The organism is Halomonas sabkhae (assembly GCF_030409265.1).
GTDB lineage: Bacteria > Pseudomonadota > Gammaproteobacteria > Pseudomonadales > Halomonadaceae > Halomonas > Halomonas halmophila.
In genome coordinates, this window is sequence record NZ_JAUFPM010000017.1 from 196,013 (window position 1) to 212,996 (window position 16,984).

16 protein-coding genes are annotated in these 16,984 nt (G+C 64.7%); 10 read left to right on the forward strand and 6 right to left on the reverse strand.

Annotation, left to right across the window (positions count from 1 at the left end):
• Positions 1–50: 50 nt before the first annotated feature.
• Complete coding sequence (locus QWY79_RS11685; protein ID WP_290272901.1) at positions 51–905, reverse strand: pirin family protein; 855 nt, start codon at positions 903–905, stop codon at positions 51–53.
• A 100-nt stretch (positions 906–1,005) separates the two neighbouring features.
• Here QWY79_RS11685 and QWY79_RS11690 point away from each other — a divergent pair, with 100 nt between their 5' ends.
• A complete protein-coding gene (locus QWY79_RS11690) occupies positions 1,006–1,923 on the forward strand; it encodes a LysR family transcriptional regulator (protein WP_290272903.1) in 918 nt (305 codons plus the stop codon).
• A gap of 75 nt (positions 1,924–1,998) precedes the next feature.
• A complete protein-coding gene (locus QWY79_RS11695; protein ID WP_290272905.1) occupies positions 1,999–3,006 on the forward strand; it encodes a glutathione S-transferase family protein in 1,008 nt (335 codons plus the stop codon).
• Here the strand turns inward: QWY79_RS11695 and QWY79_RS11700 are convergent.
• Positions 2,987–3,214: a hypothetical protein gene (locus tag QWY79_RS11700; RefSeq protein WP_290272908.1), complete on the reverse strand. Its 228-nt coding sequence runs from the start codon at positions 3,212–3,214 to the stop codon at positions 2,987–2,989. The two genes, QWY79_RS11695 and QWY79_RS11700, sit on opposite strands and share 20 nt — an antisense overlap.
• Positions 3,190–3,642 carry a YaiI/YqxD family protein gene (locus QWY79_RS11705; protein ID WP_290272910.1) on the reverse strand — a complete coding sequence of 151 codons (453 nt, stop codon included), beginning with the start codon at positions 3,640–3,642 and terminating at the stop codon, positions 3,190–3,192. Before QWY79_RS11705 ends, QWY79_RS11700 begins: the two co-directional genes overlap by 25 nt.
• A gap of 393 nt (positions 3,643–4,035) precedes the next feature.
• On the opposite strand from QWY79_RS11705, the gene QWY79_RS11710 reads away from it, so the two are divergent.
• Both QWY79_RS11710 and QWY79_RS11715 read left to right on the forward strand, forming a co-directional pair.
• A complete protein-coding gene (locus QWY79_RS11710; RefSeq protein WP_290272912.1) occupies positions 4,036–5,679 on the forward strand; it encodes a DEAD/DEAH box helicase in 1,644 nt (547 codons plus the stop codon).
• Between the two features lie 132 nt (positions 5,680–5,811).
• Positions 5,812–6,795, forward strand: coding sequence for a DMT family transporter (locus tag QWY79_RS11715; protein ID WP_290272914.1), 984 nt, complete (start codon positions 5,812–5,814; stop codon positions 6,793–6,795).
• Here QWY79_RS11715 and QWY79_RS11720 read toward each other — a convergent pair.
• Both QWY79_RS11720 and argE read right to left on the reverse strand, forming a co-directional pair.
• Positions 6,792–7,535, reverse strand: a complete 744-nt coding sequence (locus QWY79_RS11720; RefSeq protein ID WP_290272916.1) for a glutamine amidotransferase — start codon at positions 7,533–7,535, stop codon at positions 6,792–6,794. The two genes, QWY79_RS11715 and QWY79_RS11720, sit on opposite strands and share 4 nt — an antisense overlap.
• Entirely contained in the window at positions 7,532–8,698 is a 1,167-nt protein-coding gene (gene argE / locus QWY79_RS11725) for an acetylornithine deacetylase (RefSeq protein ID WP_290272918.1), read from the reverse strand. The genes QWY79_RS11720 and argE overlap by 4 nt, the downstream gene beginning before the upstream one ends.
• Before the next feature lie 229 nt (positions 8,699–8,927).
• On the opposite strand from argE, the gene QWY79_RS11730 reads away from it, so the two are divergent.
• Positions 8,928–10,046, forward strand: a complete 1,119-nt coding sequence (locus tag QWY79_RS11730; RefSeq protein WP_290272920.1) for an alkene reductase — start codon at positions 8,928–8,930, stop codon at positions 10,044–10,046.
• A 65-nt stretch (positions 10,047–10,111) separates the two neighbouring features.
• Here the strand turns inward: QWY79_RS11730 and QWY79_RS11735 are convergent, their stop codons facing one another.
• Positions 10,112–11,317, reverse strand: coding sequence for an ROK family transcriptional regulator (locus QWY79_RS11735; RefSeq protein ID WP_290272921.1), 1,206 nt, complete (start codon positions 11,315–11,317; stop codon positions 10,112–10,114).
• A gap of 169 nt (positions 11,318–11,486) precedes the next feature.
• Between QWY79_RS11735 and QWY79_RS11740 the strand changes: the two genes are divergently transcribed.
• The 5 genes from QWY79_RS11740 (at position 11,487) to QWY79_RS11760 (ending at position 16,965) form a co-directional block, all read left to right on the forward strand.
• Complete coding sequence (locus QWY79_RS11740) at positions 11,487–12,257, forward strand: SDR family NAD(P)-dependent oxidoreductase (RefSeq protein WP_290272923.1); 771 nt, start codon at positions 11,487–11,489, stop codon at positions 12,255–12,257.
• Complete coding sequence (locus tag QWY79_RS11745) at positions 12,257–13,786, forward strand: sugar ABC transporter ATP-binding protein (RefSeq protein ID WP_290272925.1); 1,530 nt, start codon at positions 12,257–12,259, stop codon at positions 13,784–13,786. The genes QWY79_RS11740 and QWY79_RS11745 overlap by 1 nt, the downstream gene beginning before the upstream one ends.
• Positions 13,779–14,780 (forward strand): ABC transporter permease, encoded by a 1,002-nt coding sequence (locus QWY79_RS11750; RefSeq protein ID WP_290272927.1) that lies wholly within the window; start codon positions 13,779–13,781, stop codon positions 14,778–14,780. The genes QWY79_RS11745 and QWY79_RS11750 overlap by 8 nt, the downstream gene beginning before the upstream one ends.
• A 52-nt stretch (positions 14,781–14,832) precedes the next feature.
• A complete protein-coding gene (locus QWY79_RS11755) occupies positions 14,833–15,831 on the forward strand; it encodes an ABC transporter substrate-binding protein (RefSeq protein WP_290272929.1) in 999 nt (332 codons plus the stop codon).
• 78 nt (positions 15,832–15,909) lie between these two features.
• Positions 15,910–16,965: a sugar phosphate isomerase/epimerase family protein gene (locus tag QWY79_RS11760; protein ID WP_290272931.1), complete on the forward strand. Its 1,056-nt coding sequence runs from the start codon at positions 15,910–15,912 to the stop codon at positions 16,963–16,965.
• The last annotated feature ends 19 nt before the right edge of the window (positions 16,966–16,984 follow it).

The following is a 16,984-nucleotide window of genomic DNA, read 5'->3' on the forward strand; positions in this document are numbered from 1 at the left end:
AGCGTGTCAGATGCTGAATCGGGGCGCACGAGGCGCTGAGTGTGCCCTCATCAGGCGGGCGAAACTGCCAGGCTGCCGTCCCGATAATCGCGCATGGCCTGCTCGATTTCGTGTTGATGATTCATCACGAAAGGGCCGTGGTGGGCGATGGGTTCGCCATGCGGCTCACCGGCCAGCAACAGCAACTGAGTCGCTTCACGGCCTGTTAACGTCAGGGTGTCGCCCGGGCCGAAGGTGGCCAGTTCGCCCTGGGCAATGGAATCGCCGTTGGCGTCGAGGCTGCCCGCGAATACCAGCGCCAGGAGTGTCGTTGCGGTATTCGACAGGCTCAGGGACGCTTCGCTGTCGAGCCGCAGGTGGGCGACAGCGCCCTGGCCGGCCAGGGCATCGAGGGGGCCATCCAGACGCTTTCCGTCGAGAACCTGCCAACTGCCCCCAAGTGCCGTCAGGGTCGCGCCGTCCTGGGTATGCTGCGGCATCTCGGCAGCCTGCACATCACGATAGGTGGGGGCGCTCATCTTGTCCCGGGAATGCAGGTTGAGCCACAACTGAAAGGCATGCAGCCCCTGGTCATCCGTGAAAGGTGTTTCGCCATGGATGATGCCGCGACCGGTATGCATCCATTGGGCATCCCCGGCGCCGATGCTGCTGCGATGCCCCATGTGGTCCTCATGACGCAAGCCGCCGTGCAGGACAAAGGTCAGCGTCTGGATGCCGCGATGAGGGTGCGGCGGAAAGCCGCCGATGGCGTCGTTTTCGGGAGCTGCGATCAGCTCGTCGAGCATCAGGAAGGGGTCGATGCCGCCGCCGAAATCGTGCAGGCGCTGGATGGCCACGCCATCGCCATCACGCGAGGGCTGACTGTGCTGGCGGCGAATGACGGGGCGCAGAGTGGAAGTCGTCATGGTCGTAATCTCCACGTTGGAGGCTTTGATTGGCATTTTAGTCCAATATTTTCGAAAATTAAGCGCATAGTTTTGCGCTTTAGGTTCGAGGAAATCGAAAATGTCTCGCGTTACGCTCGCTCAATGGCAGATGCTCGCCGCCGTCGTCGACCATGGCGGTTTTGCTCGCGCTGCCGAGGTGGTTCACAAGAGCCCCTCCACGCTCAATCACGCCGTACACAAGCTGGAGGAACAGCTGGGTGTCGAGGTGCTGGAACCATCCGGACGGCAGGTACGCTTGACCGAGGCAGGGGAGCTCCTGCTGCGGCGGGCGCGTCAGTTGCTCGAGAATGCCGATGCGCTGGAGGATGTTGCCGAACGTCTCGGGGAAGGGCTGGAGGCGGAAGTCGTGCTGAGCGTCGATCAGATCTTCCCGCCCGATGCGCTGGCGAGCGCCATGGAAGCCTTCTCGAGGGACTACCCGCATGTGCGCGTGCAGCTGCACGAGTCGGTGCTCAATGGGGGCGTGGAAATGCTCTACGATGGCTCGGCGGATCTGGTCATCTCGGGGCTGGCGGCTCAGGGCTTTCTGGGCGAGCCACTGGTCTCGGTGCGCTTCATTGCGGTGGCGCATCCCGAGCATTCCCTCCACCAGCTGGACCGCGTGCTCGACTTGCGCGACCTGGAACAGCATCGCCAACTGGTGGTGCGTGACTCGGCACAGCGCCAGCCCCTGAATGCCGGCTGGTTGAAGGCCGAGCAGCGCTGGACGGTCAGCCACCTGAGTACCTCCATCGATATGCTGGAGCGGCGGCTGGGCTTCGCCTGGGTCCCCGAAACCCTGATTGCCGCCGCCCTGCAGAGTGGCCGCCTCAAGCCCCTGCCGCTCTCGGTGGGCGGCACCCGCGAGGCGCCGATGCAGTTGATTCATCGCGACCTGGATCGGGCCGGACCGGCGACGCTTGCCATGGCGCAGCACCTGAGGGAGGCGGTGGCGACATGCCCCGATGGGCGAAGGGTCGAAAAAGTCGAACAATGAGCGGCAAAAACTGCGCTTGAGCAGCGAACTTTTCGGCTTAAGCTGGCATCAATTCGATGATCGGAGGATAGCCGCATGGGTTTGTTGATTGAAGGGCAGTGGCATGATCAGTGGTATGACACCAAACGGCATGGCGGAGAATTCGTGCGCGAATCCGCCAAGCTGCGCGACTGGGTCACGGCAGATGGCAGCCCCGGGCCGGATGGGCAACCGGGGCTGTCGGCCGAGGCCGGCCGTTACCACCTGTATGTCTCGCTGGCCTGCCCCTGGGCGCATCGCGTGCTCATCATGCGCCGGTTGAAGGGGCTGGCGTCGCTGCTCGATGTCTCGGTCACCAGCCCGCTGATGCTCGACCAGGGGTGGAGCTATCAGCGCGACGAAGGCTCGAGCGGCGACCCGCTCAACGGCGTGGCGTATCATCACCAGCTGTACACCCTGACGGACCCCGCCTATACCGGTCGCGTCACCGTGCCGGCGCTGTGGGACAAGCAGCAGGGGCGTATCGTCAACAATGAGTCGGCCGAGCTGGTGCGCATGCTCAACACGGCCTTCGATGACGTGACCGGCAACCGCCTGGACCTGTATCCGTCCGATCTGCGCGAGACCATCGACGCCGTCAATGCCGAGGTCTATGACGGCGTCAACAACGGGGTCTACAAGGCCGGCTTCGCCACCGACCAGGCAGTCTACGAGAAGCATGTCACTGCCTTGTTCGAGACCCTGGATCGGCTGGAGCAACGTCTCGGTACGCAGCGTTACCTGGCCGGCGAGTGGCTCACCGAGGCGGATATCCGCCTGTTCACCACCCTGGTGCGTTTCGACGCCGTCTATCATGGCCACTTCAAGTGCAACCTGCGGCGACTGGAAGACTACCCGAACCTGTCGAACTATCTGCGCGAGCTGTATCAGTGGCCGGGCATCGCCGAGACGGTCAACTTTGACCACATCAAGCGCCACTATTACGTCAGCCACGGCACCATCAATCCCACCGGCATCGTCCCCGCCGGGCCGGTACTGGATCTCGAGCGCGCCCACGACCGCGAACGGCTGGTGGGGAAGGGGATCAGACAGAACGCAGCGTAGCTGCTTGAAGAGGGAAGAACGGCGCTACGCGCCTTGAAGAGGGAAGAAAAAACCTTGACTCCATGCCGTCGTGGGTCATGCTGCCTTCCTTCTTCCTTCTTCCTTCTTCCTTCTTCCTTCTTCCTTCTTCCTTCTTCCTTCTTCCTTCTTCCTTCTTCCTTCTTCCTTCTTCCTTCTTCCTTCTTACCCGGCGTTCTTCGCCAGCCATCTATCGAGCGCATTGGCGAATTCGCGGCGGTCGACGTCGGAGTAGCCTTTCGGGCCGCCGGTGTGTTCGCCGCTGGCGCGCAGGGTTTCCATGAAGTCGCGCATCTGGACACGGGCGCGGATGTTGCTTTCGTCCAGTTTCTCGCCGCGGGTGGTCATCACGCTGGCGCCGCGTTCGATGGCGGCCATCGCCAGCGGCAGATCGGAGGTGATGACCAGGTCGCCATCCGCCAGGCGGTCGACGATCTCGTCATCGGCGGCCTCGAAGCCATGGCTCACGGCCAGGCCCTTGACCCATCTGGAAGGGGGCAGGGGGACCTGATGGTTGGCCACGAAGGTCGTCAGGGTCGTGGTGCGTTCGGCGGCGCGGACGATGATATCGCGGGCAATGCGCGGGCAGGCGTCGGCGTCGACCCAAAGGCTGGGCATGCGGGAGGCTCCATGTGAAAAGGACTGGTCAGCGCAGGCAGACGATGGTAGCATACGCGCTCCTCGCATGTGCTGACCCCACCATCATGACGACGCGACCCGTTCATTGCTGTGAACGCGGTGGTCGACAACGCCGGGCCGAGGCCCCAAGCGTTTTCACTGTGTAGATGGAGCGCCATTCCCTGTTCGCCACCCGGTGAACTCGGCGCAGACGGTCGCCACGACGATGCACTCGCCATCAGGGCGAATGAGCATCGGATGCTGGGTGCGACCGGCGTCCCTGACTCCGCTTGAGATTTCCGCCATGGGCGGAATCCGACTGTACGCCAGGCGTATGGGACGCCATGACTGTTGTTTTTTGCCGGTAAACCCCGGCCTACCAAGGTGTGATTCATGACCTCGACTTCTGTCGCCAATTTCAGCGATCTGGCTCTGCTGCCTGCTGTTCTCTCCGCCATCGAGACGCTGGGCTACCAAACGCCGTCGCCGATTCAGGCCCAAACCATTCCGGCACTGCTGGATGGCCGCGATATGCTGGGTCAGGCCCAGACCGGCACGGGCAAGACCGCTGCCTTTGCCCTGCCGATCCTTTCGCGTCTCGACCTCGAGCGTCGTGAACCACAGGTGCTGGTGCTGGCGCCGACCCGTGAACTGGCGCAGCAAGTCGCGGTGTCGTTCAGCAAGTACGGCCAGAACCTCAAGGGCCTGGAAGTGGCCACCCTGTGTGGCGGCATGGAATACCGGGATCAGCTCCAGGCGCTGCGCCGCGGCGCCCAGGTGGTGGTAGGTACACCGGGGCGTATCATCGACCACCTGGATCGTGGCAGCCTCAAGCTGGGTGGCCTCTCGGCCCTGGTGCTGGATGAAGCCGACGAGATGCTGCGCATGGGCTTCATCGACGACGTCAAGCGTGTCGTCGCCGATACCCCGACCAATGCCCAGCGCGTCTTCTTCTCCGCGACTCTGCCGACGGAAATCGAGCGCATCGTCAATCAGTACCTGGTGGACCCGGTCAAGGTGGCCATCGAGTCCAAGGCGTCGAGCGGCGACAACATCGAGCAGCGGCGTGTGCGCGTGGACGGTGGCGCCAAGCTGGAAGCCCTGTCACGCATCCTGGAAGTCGAGCCGGTCGACGCGGCGATCGTCTTCGTGCGCACCCGTGCCGCCTGCACCACCCTGATGGAGCAGTTGACTGCACGTGGCGTCAACGCCGCCAGCCTGTCCGGCGACCTCGACCAGAGCCTGCGTGAGCGCACCATCACGCGCCTCAAGCGCAGCAAGGTCGATGTCCTGATCGCCACCGACGTGGCGGCCCGTGGTCTGGATGTGCCGCGCATCACTCACGTCATCAACTACGACCTGCCGCAGGATGCCGAGGCCTACACGCACCGCATCGGTCGTACCGGCCGTGCCGGGCGTCCCGGCGTCGCCATCACCTTCGCCGGCAACCGCGAAGGCCGCAAGGTCGGCTGGCTCGAGAAGGCTGTGGGTCGTCAGATGCAGGACATGGAGCTGCCCGACGAGGCGGCGATCCGCGCCCATCGCGACAACGTCTTTCATCAAAGGGTGATCGGCTCGCTGACCAAGGATGCGGATACCCAGCGCGAACTGGTCGAGCGCCTGATCAGCGAAGGCTATGATGCCGCCGAACTGGCCTGTGCCTTCGCCGCCCTGGCGCGTGCCGACGAAGCGCCCATCGGTCGCCTGCAGGCCCCGCGCAAGGACAACAAGGAGCGGGCGCCGCGTGACAGCAAGGCGCCGCGCAAGGAGCGTGCTTCCAGCGAGGGCATGACCCGCTACCGGGTTTCCGTGGGCCACAAGGATGGCATCAAGCCGGGCCAACTGGTGGGCGCCCTGGCCAACGAGGGCGGTATCGAGGGCAACCGTATCGGTCGCATCGATATCCGTAATGCCTTCTCGGTGGTCGAGTTGCCGAGTGGCCTGCCCACCAGCATACTCAGCAAGATGGCGCGTGCCCGGGTGGGCGGACGCCAGCTGGAAATCAGCGAGGATCGTGCTCCGCGCCGTTCCGCCTGAGCCGGATGCCGGTCCGCGCGACCGGCCTGAACAGCCAGCCGCCTGAACGGGCGGTGACAGAAGTCAGTACTGACGGGCCGGGGGATTTCCCCTCGGCCTGTTGTCGTTTGCGGGCAACAAGGAGGTCCTGCCATGTGGCAACAACTGCCGTTTCGTCTGCGCGGTTATCTGATCGCCATGACCGGTGTCCTGCTGCTGTCGCCGGACGCCCTGCTGATCAAGGATACCCAGGCGGAGGTGGCCACCTTCATGTTCTGGCGGGGCCTGCTGCTGGGCATCGTGCTCTCGGGAGTGGCCCTGCTGCGCTATCGTTCGCGTCTGCCACAGGCGCTGCGGAATTGTGGTTCGGCTGCCTGGTGGTGCCCGCTGGCCTTTGCCTGCAGTGCCTGGGCCTTCGTCGTCGCCGCGCGGCTGACGGCGGCGGGCAATGTGCTGGTCATGATGAACCTGGCACCGCTGGTCGCCGGGCTGATCGGGATGGTGGTATTCGGTCAGCGCCTGCGGCGACAGACCTGGGTCGTCATCGTGATCTGTGTCATCGGGGCTTGCCTGATGGCCGCGGGAGAGGTTGGGCAGGGTAGCCTGCTGGGCCTGGGCGTCGCCTTGTTCGTGCCCATTTCGATTGCCGTCAATACCACGGTGGCCAGCGTACAGCGGGGCGAGCGTCAACGCGGGGTGGATACCACCGTGGTGCTGCCGCTGGGCTGCCTGGTCATGTTGATCCCGGCTGTGCTGCTGGGCGGGGTGCAATTACCGCCCGCCGATGACGTTCAGCGCCTGGCGCTGATGACGCTGTTCCTGCCGGCGGCCTACTTCCTGATCCAGACTGGGCCGCGCTATCTGCCGGGGGCCGAGGCCAGTCTGGTCATGATGCTGGAAACCCTGGTCGGGGCGCTGCTGGTGTGGTGGTGGCTGGACGAGGTGCCACCGCCCCTGGCCTTCGTGGGGGGTGGCATGATCGTCTCGGCCATGCTGATCAGCGGGCTGCGTGACCTGCATCGCCAGCGCCGCAAGGCGGCTGCCGGCGCACTCGATGAACGCCTGCTGCAGGAGCAGGCCATGCAGGAGTCCGGGCCGGACGACGCACACCAAACCGCCGATGGCAGTCGTGGCTAGCTAGCCATGGCCCCACCGCTGGCCACCAGCCGGGCAAAGCGCGCCAGCAGGCCGGTGGCTTCGGGCGTCTCGGTCACGCCTGCGATCAGGCGCTCCGGATCCTGGCCCTGTTCACTCAGCGCCTGGCGTTGATGGCTCAGATAGCCCCGCATCACCGGGGCCGTGAATTCGGGGTGGAACTGTACGCTCCACTGGCGCGGGCCATAGCGGAGGGCCTGGTAAGGGTCATGGGCATTGTGGCCGAGTATCGCGGCACAGTCCGGGGGGCGCAGCACCGACTGGGCGTGGGTCAACTGGGCGGCAAACTGCCGGGGCAGCTCGCCGAAGAGGGCGTCGCCGTTGATGGCTTCCGTCATCTCGACCCGGAAGGTACCCGACTCGCGGCCGGCCGGATGGTAGCCACTCTCGCCGCCCAGGGCGGCGGCCATCAGCTGGTGGCCGTAGCAGACGCCGAGCATCGGCAGGTCACGCTGCCAGGCGTCGACCAGCCAGGGCTTCAGTGCCTCGCTCCAGGCCTCGGCGTGGCTGACCATGGCATGCGAGCCGGTGATCACCAGGCCATCGCCCTCCGCCAGTTCGGGCGGTTCGCCGTCATGGCGGGCATCGTGGACGGCCAGCTCGAGCTCGGGGTAGGTGTCGGCCACCGGGCCCATGGCACTCAGGAAGAAGTGCTCGAAGTCGCCATGCTCGGCGATGACATCGGCAAAGGCGTCGCCGGTCTTGATGACCCAGAGTTTCATGAGTTCCCTCGTGTCGATAACCGCTCGCCCAGGGCGCGCATGAAGGCTTCGCCCTGGGCCAGCTGTGCCCGGTCGATGTACTCATCCGGCTGGTGGGCCTGACTGATGCTGCCGGGGCCGCAGATGAGGGTGGAAAGCCCCTGGCGCTGGAACTGGCCGGCCTCGGTGGCGTAGGCCACCGCCGAGGTATCGGCCGCCTCGCCGAGCAGGCTGCGGCAAAGGGCCAGTACCTCGTCGTTATCGCGGTCGGCCAGGGCCGGCACGGTGACGTTCAGGGCCTGGGTCTCGATGCCGGTCTCCGGGGCGATGCGTTGCATCTCGGCTGCGAGTTCGGTGGCATAGGCATCCACTCGGCCACGCAGGTCCGCGAAGTCGTCGCTGGGCAGGTGGCGCACCTCCCACTCGAAGGTGCACTGACGCGCCATGATGTTGATCGCCGTGCCGCCCTCGATGCGCCCGACATGCAGGCTGGAGTGCACCACGTTGAAGGCCTCGTCGACACGTCCCTCGGCCTTGAGCTCGCGCATCACGTCCTCGATCCGGGTGACCAGGCGCGCCGCCACGTGGATCGCCGAGACACCCTGATAGACCTGGCTGGAGTGCGCCTCGCGGCCGGTCACCGTGGTGCGCAGGTTGGTCGCACCCTTCTGGGCGACCACCGGCTGCATCAGGGTCGGCTCGCCGACGATGACTGTCGACGGGCGCGGGTGGTCGGCCATGAGGCGCTCGATGAGGCGCGGCACGCCGACGCAGCCGACCTCCTCGTCATAGGAAAAGGCCAGCCAGATGGGCTTGTCCAGTCTCAGCTCGGTCCAGCGCGGTACCTCGGCCAGGGCGCAGGCAATGAAGCCCTTCATGTCGCAGGTGCCTCGGCCGTACAGCCGGTCGTCGTCCCCATCGCGCAGCACGAAGGGATCGCTGGACCAGGGCTGGCCATCCACCGGGACCACGTCGGTGTGGCCGGACAGCACCACGCCGCCTGCCTCGTTCGGCCCGATGCGCGCCAACAGGTTGGCCTTGCTGCCATCGTCGTTCTCGACGCGCCAGTGGTCGACGCCATGGTCATCGAGCCAGGCTTCGACCCACTCGATCAGGGCCAGATTGGAGTCTCGCGATACGGTGGCAAAGCCCACCAGGCGTTCCAGGATCTCGACAGCGGTCACTTTGGGCTCCAGAGCAGGGTTTCAGGGGAAGATTATCATGGGCATCGGGCCGGTCGCAGTGCCGGCTGCCATCGGGCCTGCTGTTCAGCGGCGCCACGCGCGGTGCGTCGGCATCATTGGCCGCGGCTATCGAGTCAATCGATACACACTGGTCGCATAAAATAATTAACATGCTTATTGTGTGCGCAACTTATCGATTGCTCGATGCATTGCTCACAGGAGCCTGATCATGTCGCATCCCACGCTCTTCACACCGCTTCAACTGGGCAGCCTGGACCTGCCCAACCGCGTCATCATGGCACCCCTGACCCGTGCCCGGACGCCCGACAGTGTCCCCGGCGAGCTGCAACAGGCGTACTATGCCCAGCGCGCCGGCGCCGGCCTGATCATCAGCGAGGCCACCAACATCTCGCCGACGGCGCGCGGCTATGTCTACACCCCGGGGATCTGGACCGATGAACAGCAGGCCGGCTGGCAGCAGGTCGTTGAGGCCGTGCATGCCAAGGGCGGTCGTATCGCCCTGCAGCTCTGGCATGTGGGGCGTGTCTCGCACGAGCTGGTGCAGCCCGATGGCCAGCCGCCCGTGGCTCCCAGTGCGCTGAAAGGCGAGGGCGCCCAGTGCTTCGTCGAGTTCGCGGATGGCTCGGCCGGGCAGCACCCCACCAGTACGCCGCGTGCCCTGGAGACCGAGGAGATTCCGGGTATCGTCGATGATTATCGTCAGGCGGCCCTGCGCGCCAAAAGCGCCGGCTTCGACATGGTGGAGGTGCACGCCGCCAACGCCTATCTGCTGAATCAGTTTCTCGCCACCGGCAGCAACCAGCGCACCGATCGTTACGGGGGCTCCCTGGAGAACCGCGCACGCTTTCCGCTGGAAGTGGTCGATGCCGTCATCGAGGTCTTCGGCGCCGACCGGGTAGGCATTCGTTTGACGCCGTTCATCGAGATCTTCGGCCTGACGGACGACGAGCCCGAAGCCATGGCACTCTACCTGGCCGAGCAACTGGACCAGCGTGGCTTGGCCTATATCCACCTCAACGAGCCCAACTGGGCCGGCGGGGAGATCACCTTTCCGGACGGTTTCCGCGAGAAGATGCGCGAGCGCTTCAGCGGCAGCCTGATCTATTGCGGCCATTACGATGCCGAGCGTGCTCGGCAGCGGCTGGAGGAGGGCACGGCGGATGCCATCGCCTTCGGCCGGCCCTTCATCGCCAATCCCGACCTGCCCGAGCGCTTTCGTCTGGGCACCACGCTCAACGAGCCGAACCATGCCACCTTCTACGGCGGCGACGAACAGGGCTATACCGACTACGCCTTCCTCGATAACGGCCACGACCGCACGGCCTGACCCTCTCAGCCAGCACGAGACTCCTTGTGACTGCTTGCCCGGCCGCCTGGTCGGGCTTTTTTGTGTTACCCCGCCAGTACCTGAGGATCGGTCGCCTGAAGGGCCATGGCGATGCCGCCGAGGCAGGTCATGTCGCGATCCCAGGGGCAGCTGGCGATGCGGGTAGAGCCGACCAGCTCGGGCACCAGGGCCTCGTCGATGGCGGTGTGCATGGCGTCGTGCATGGCCGGGTAGCCACGCACCCCTGAACCGGTGATCAGCACCAGGTCGGGGTTGAACAGGGTCAAGAGATTGCCCAGACCGTAGCCCAATGCGCGCCCCGCTTCGGCGAAGATACGTTGCGCCTCGGGTTGACCCTGCAGGGCCAGCTGCGTCAGCGCCTGCATCTGCGACTCCGAGGGGTGGGCGCTATCGCCGGCGGGCAGCTCGATGACCTCGCTCGCCTGGCGATAGAGCGCATAGTCGCTGATGTAGGCTTCGATACAGCCGCGCTTGCCGCAGGCGCACAGGGCGCCACCCGGCTGGTACTTGCTGTGGCCGAATTCGGCGGCGGAGCCGTTGGCGCCCAGAAAAGGCTTGCCGTCGATCAATACCGACATGCCGATGCCGTAGCCCAGCATGATGACCACCAGGTTGGGGTGTTCGGCGTAGGCGGGCTGTGTCGCCAGCACGCTGGCGATGCAGTTGGCATCGTTCTCGAGCAGCACCGGGCAGTCAAAATGCGCCTCCAGCAACGCCGCCAGTGGCGCGTTGCGAAAGCTCAACGCCGGCGACCAGATCAGCGTGCCGCTATGCGATGACACGACCCCCTGCACCGCCAGACAGATGCCGGCCAAACGGCGGTGGCGAGTCAGTGCCAGGTCGCAAACGGCGGCGGTCTTGTCTTTCAGCAGCGTGACGAGCGCCTCCTGGCTCAAGCCCAGGGTGTCGATGCTGTGGTGCTCGCTGTGGGTGATCTGGCCGGCGTAATCGCCGACCACCAGCTGCAGCTCATTGATCGAGAGCTTGATGCAGATGACGCAGGCCGCCTCGGGAGCGAGCTGGATCAGTGTCTTGGGACGTCCACGCTCGTTGGGCCGGGGCATGTCGGGGGGGCGTTCACTGATCAGCCCCTGCTGCAACAGGTCGGCGCTGATCGAGGTGACCGTCGCGGAGCTGATGCCGTTGAGGGTGCCGAGGTCGACACGCGCCACCGGCCCCTTGTCACGCAGGCTGCGTATCACCGCCAGGGTGTTGTCGAGGCGGCTGGTGTCATGGGACCTGGAAGCCATGTTTGTCGCCATTGCGGAGTGAAGTCTGATGCGACCCGGGCTTGATGAGACCTAAGTTGCATTGGTGGATATTTATTTTAGCGACTAAATTAAATGTCAGCCAACCGCATGACGCCATCGGCAGGAATACTCATCGGCGTTAGCCACAACAACAATGAGGGAAATTGACATGCGCGAGCCGATGGCCCGCTATCCCAGCCTTGCCGAGCGCGTCGTCTTCGTTACCGGGGGCGGTGGCGGGATCGGTGCGGCCCTGGTGCAGGCCTTTCACCTCCAGGGAGCCAATGTCGCCTTCGTCGATATCGACGACGCGGCAAGCCAGTCGCTGTGCCGTGAACTCGAAGCGCGCACGGGCCGCTCGCCCTGTTATCGCCATTGCGATATCCGCGACATCACGGCCCTGCAGGCCATCATCGAGGAGGTGAGCGAGACCCTGGGGCCGATCCGCACCCTGGTCAACAACGCTGCCAATGATGATCGCCATGACTGGCGCGAGGTCAGCGTCGACTACTGGGACGAGCGCATGTCGCTCAACCTGCGGCCGATGTTCTTCACCAGCCAGGCAGTGGCAGAGCGAATGGCCGAATCCGGGGGCGGCTCGATCATCAATTTCGGCTCGATCGGCGTGCGTCTGGCGCTGGGCAACCTGCCAACCTACGTGACCGCCAAGGCAGCGGTGCACGGTTTGACCCGCAGCCTGGCGCGTGACCTGGGAGAGCGTAATATTCGCGTCAACACGGTGGTGCCGGGCTGCGTCCTCACCGAACGCCAGCTCGACAAGTGGATCGGCCCCGAGGACGAGGCACGCATTCAGCAGCACCAGTGTCTCAAGGTGCGCCTGACCCCGGAGCATGTCGCGCCGATGGTGCTGTTCCTGGCGGCCGATGACAGCGCCCAGCTTACCGGCCACGAATTTTCCGTCGATGCGGGGTGGGGATGATGAGTGCCCAGGAACAGCCGCGGTTGTCGGCTCACCGTATTTGTCGCTCGTTCGGCCCCAACCAGGTGCTGTTCGATATCGATCTCGACCTCTATCCCGGTGAAGTGCACGCCCTGCTGGGCGAGAACGGTGCCGGCAAGTCGACCCTGGTGCGTATCCTCGCCGGCTATCTGAGTCCGACCCGGGGCGATGTCTGTCTCGATGGCGAGGTGCGCCATTATCGCGACAGCGGTGAAGCCGAGGCCGATGGGGTGGTGATGATCCACCAGGAGTTGGCGCTGGCCGAGCAGCTGAGCGTGGAAGAAAACATCTTCCTGGGACGCGAGCTGCGTCGCGGCCCCTTTCTCGATCGCCGCGCCATGCGTGCACGCGCCAGTGAGACACTGGCCGAACTCGAAACGCGGGTCGACCCGCACACCCGGGTCAAGGACCTGGGGACGTCCGATCAGCAGATGGTAGAAATCGCCAAGGCGATCACGCGTGACGTGCGCGTGCTGATCATGGATGAGCCCACGGCAGCGCTCACCGAGCATGAGGTCTCCGTGCTGTTCGAGTTGATTGCCCGGTTGCGTCAGCGTGGCGTGGCGATTCTGTATATCTCCCACAAGTTGCGCGAGATCGAGCAGATCGCCGATCGGGTCACGGTACTGCGCGATGGCCAGTTGATCGACAGCGGGCCGATGGCCGGTCGCAGCAAGGAGGAACTGGCGCGGCTGATGGTCGGGCGCGAGATCCATGACATGTACCCCGAACGCAGCGTGCTCTCCAGCGATGCGCCGGTGGTGCTGGAGGCGCGCGATATCGTCGTGCCCGGCGCCGTCCATGGGGCAAGCTTCACCCTGCGCCGTGGTGAGGTGCTGGGCTTCGGCGGGGTGGTCGGCGCCGGCCGTACGGCGCTGATCGAGGCGCTGCTGGGGTTACGTTCCCACAGCCGGGGGCAGGTGTTGCGCAACGGCCGGCCCGTGGTACTGCGCCACCTGCGCGATGCGGTGAACCAGCGCATCGCCTATCTCACCGAAGATCGCAAGGGCAAGGGGCTGGTGCTCAACATGGGACTGCGTCCCAATCTGACGCTGCTCAACCTGCGTGCCTATTGCCATCCACTGATCGATCGGCGCCGCGAGGAGCAGGCCTTCCAGGAGGCCATCGAGCGCTTCGATATTCGCTTGCGCACCCAGGCGGATACCGCCGCCGAACTCTCCGGTGGCAATCAGCAGAAGCTGATGCTGGCCAAGGTCATGACCATCGATCCCGAGATCGTGATCATCAACGAGCCGACTCGCGGCATCGATGTCGGCACCAAGCAACAGATCTACCATTTCGTGCGTGAACTGACCGACGCTGGCTGCTCGGTAATCCTGATCTCCTCGGAGATGTCCGAGCTGATCGGCCTCTCCCATCGGGTTGCCGTGATGTGCGCCGGCGTGCTGACCGGGGTGCTCGAGGGCGCGCAGATCAACGAACAGGAAATCATCCAGTACGCATCCGGTATCAAGGGGGTAGGAGTCGATGAACAGCGCCATGCCTGACACCAAGCCAAGCGGCCGCAAACGCGCCTCCGTCGATATCATGACCTGGGGGCCGTTCATTGCGCTACTGGCGCTGGCGATGCTGGGGGTCTTGATCAACCCGGCGTTTCTGGGGCTGGACAATCTCTCCAACATGCTCACCCGCAGCGCCTTCATCGGCATCATCGCCATCGGTGCGACCTTCGTCATCACCGCCGGCGGACTCGATCTGTCGGTGGGGTCGATGGCGGCCTTTATCGCCGGGGTCATGATCATCCTCATGAACAGCCTGGTCGAGCAGTTCGGGGCCGGCCTGACCACCGTGCTGTTTGGCGTGGGTGCCTCGCTGCTGCTCGGCCTGTGTGCGGGGTTCATCAATGGTGTGGTGACCACCAAGGGCAAGATCGAGGCGTTCATCGTCACGCTCGGCACCATGGGCATCTATCGCTCGCTGGTCACCTACCTCGCCGATGGCGGCACCCTGTCGCTGGACTGGGGGGTGCGCGATATCTACCGGCCCGTGTACTACGCCAGCCTGCTGGGGATTCCGATACCGGTACTGGTGTTCCTGGTGGTCGCCGTGAGCGGTTACATCCTGCTCAACCATACCCGCTTCGGCCGCTACTGCTTCGCCATCGGCTCCAACGAGAAGGTGGCCGAGTACAGTGCCATCAGCGTCGATCGCATCAAGACCCTGACCTACATGCTGCAGGGCCTGTGCGTGGCGCTGGCGACCATCATCTATGTACCGCGGCTGGGCTCGGCCTCGGGTGCCACCGGGGTGCTCTGGGAACTCGAAGCGATCGCCGCGGTGATCATCGGTGGCACCGTGCTCAAGGGCGGTCATGGCCGCATCTGGGGCACGGTGGTGGGGGCGATCATGCTGACCATGATCGGCAATATCCTCAACCTCACCGATGCCATTTCCAATTATCTCAACGGCACGGTGCAAGGGATCATCATCATCGTCGCGGTGTACCTGCAACGTGCCTCGTGGAGGAAGTTGGCGCCATGAGGCGCTCAACAGGCAGCAACACAACAAGCACAAGCAGCAAAGGAGCGTCACCATGCCCAACAAGCATCTGCCAGGTACGAACCAGCCCCGCACCAGCGTGACCTTTCCCAGGCGCACGCTCGCGGCCTTCGCCACAGTGGCGGCACTGGGGTTACCCACGCTGGCCATGGCCGAGGAGACCGTCATCGGGGTATCGATTCCCGCCGCCACCCATGGTTGGACCGGTGGGGTCAACTTCCATGCCGAACAGGCCAAGGAGCGTCTCGAGGGGTTGTACCCCGATATCTCGATCACCATCAGCACGGCCGGTGGCCCGGGCGAACAGGCCAATGACCTCGAGGATCTCGTCTCGCTGCGCGGTATCGATGCGCTGGTGGTGTTGCCCTTCGAGTCGGGACCGCTGACCGGACCGGTGCGCCGAGTCAAGGAATCCGGGGCTTTCGTCACCGTGGTCGACCGTGGCCTCGAGCAGGAGGGTATCGAAGACCTCTACGTGGCCGGCAACAACCACGAGATGGGCCGTGTCTCCGGTGAATACATTCGCCAGGAACTCGATGGACAGGGCGATATCGTGGTGCTGCGTGGTATTCCCACGGTGATCGATGACCAGCGCGTGCAGGGCTTTCAGGAGGCCATCGAGGGCTCCGATATCAACATTCTCGACATGCAGCATGCCAACTGGAATCGCGATGATGGCTTCGAGGTCATGCAGGACTTCCTGGCGCGCTTCGACAACATCGACGCGGTGTGGGCCCAGGATGACGACGCCGCCCTCGGCGTGATCGAGGCGGTGCGCCAGGCCGAGCGCGAGGACGAGCTGTTCATCGTCGGCGGGGCCGGCATGAAAGACATCATCAAGCGCGTCATGGAGGGCGATGAACTGGTGCCGGTGGATGTGCTCTACCCACCCGCGATGATCGCCACTGCCATGGATCTCACCGTGCAGAACTTCGTCTCCAACGGTCCGGTCGTCGGCGAATACATTCTCGGTTCGCCGCTGATCACGCCGGAGAACGCCGAGCAGTACTACTTCCCCGACTCGCCGTATTGATCGACGCACGCGGACGGGCGCCCCTTGCCCGTCCGCGCCTTGCTATCAGCTACCCGGTAACCCATCGGAGAGCCCCTCATGCAGACCATCAAAGGACCGGCGCTGTTTCTTGCCCAGTTTGCCGGTGACCAGGCCCCCTTCAACAGCCTCGACAGCATCGCCGCCTGGGCGGCGGAGCTGGGCTACAAGGGGGTACAGATTCCCAGCTGGGACTCGCGCCTGATCGACCTGAAACGGGCCGCCGAGAGCCGTACCTACTGTGACGAGATCAAGGGCACGCTGGCGGAACATGGCGTGGCACTGACCGAACTCTCCACCCATCTGCAGGGCCAGCTGGTGGCCGTGCATCCGGCCTACGACGAGGTCTTCGACGGCTTCGCGGCCCCCGAGGTGCGTGGCAATCCCAGGGCCCGTCAGGAGTGGGCGGTAGAACAGCTAATGCTGGCTGCCCGTGCCTCGCACAATCTTGGCCTCACCGACCACGGCACCTTCTCGGGCTCGCTGGCCTGGCCATTCCTCTACCCCTGGCCGCAGCGCCCCGCCGGGCTGATCGACAGCGCCTTCGATGAACTGGCCAAGCGCTGGCGACCGATCCTCGATGCCTTCGACGAGGCCGGGGTCAACCTGTGTTACGAGATCCATCCCGGTGAGGACCTGCACGACGGCATCACCTTCGAGATGTTTCTCGAGCGGGTCGGCCATCACCCGCGCTGCCACATCCTCTACGATCCCAGCCACCTGATCCTGCAGCAGCTCGATTACCTGGGCTTTCTGGATGTCTACCGCGATCACATCCAGATGTTTCACGTCAAGGATGCCGAGTTCAATCCCAGCCCCAGGCAGGGCGTCTACTCCGGCTATCAGTCCTGGACCGAACGGGCAGGGCGCTTCCGCTCGCTGGGCGACGGCCAGGTCGATTTCAAGTCGATGTTCTCGTGGATGGCGGCCAACGACTATCACGGCTGGGCGGTGCTGGAGTGGGAATGCTGCCTCAAGCACCCGGAGGTGGGGGCCCGCGAGGGGGCGGCCTTCATTCGCGACCACATCATCCAGGTCACCGAGCGGGCCTTCGACGATTTCGCCGACGCCGGCGCCGACGAGGCGACCAATCGCCGCCTGCTGGGCCTCGGCTGAGGAATGGAACCACTGAGGG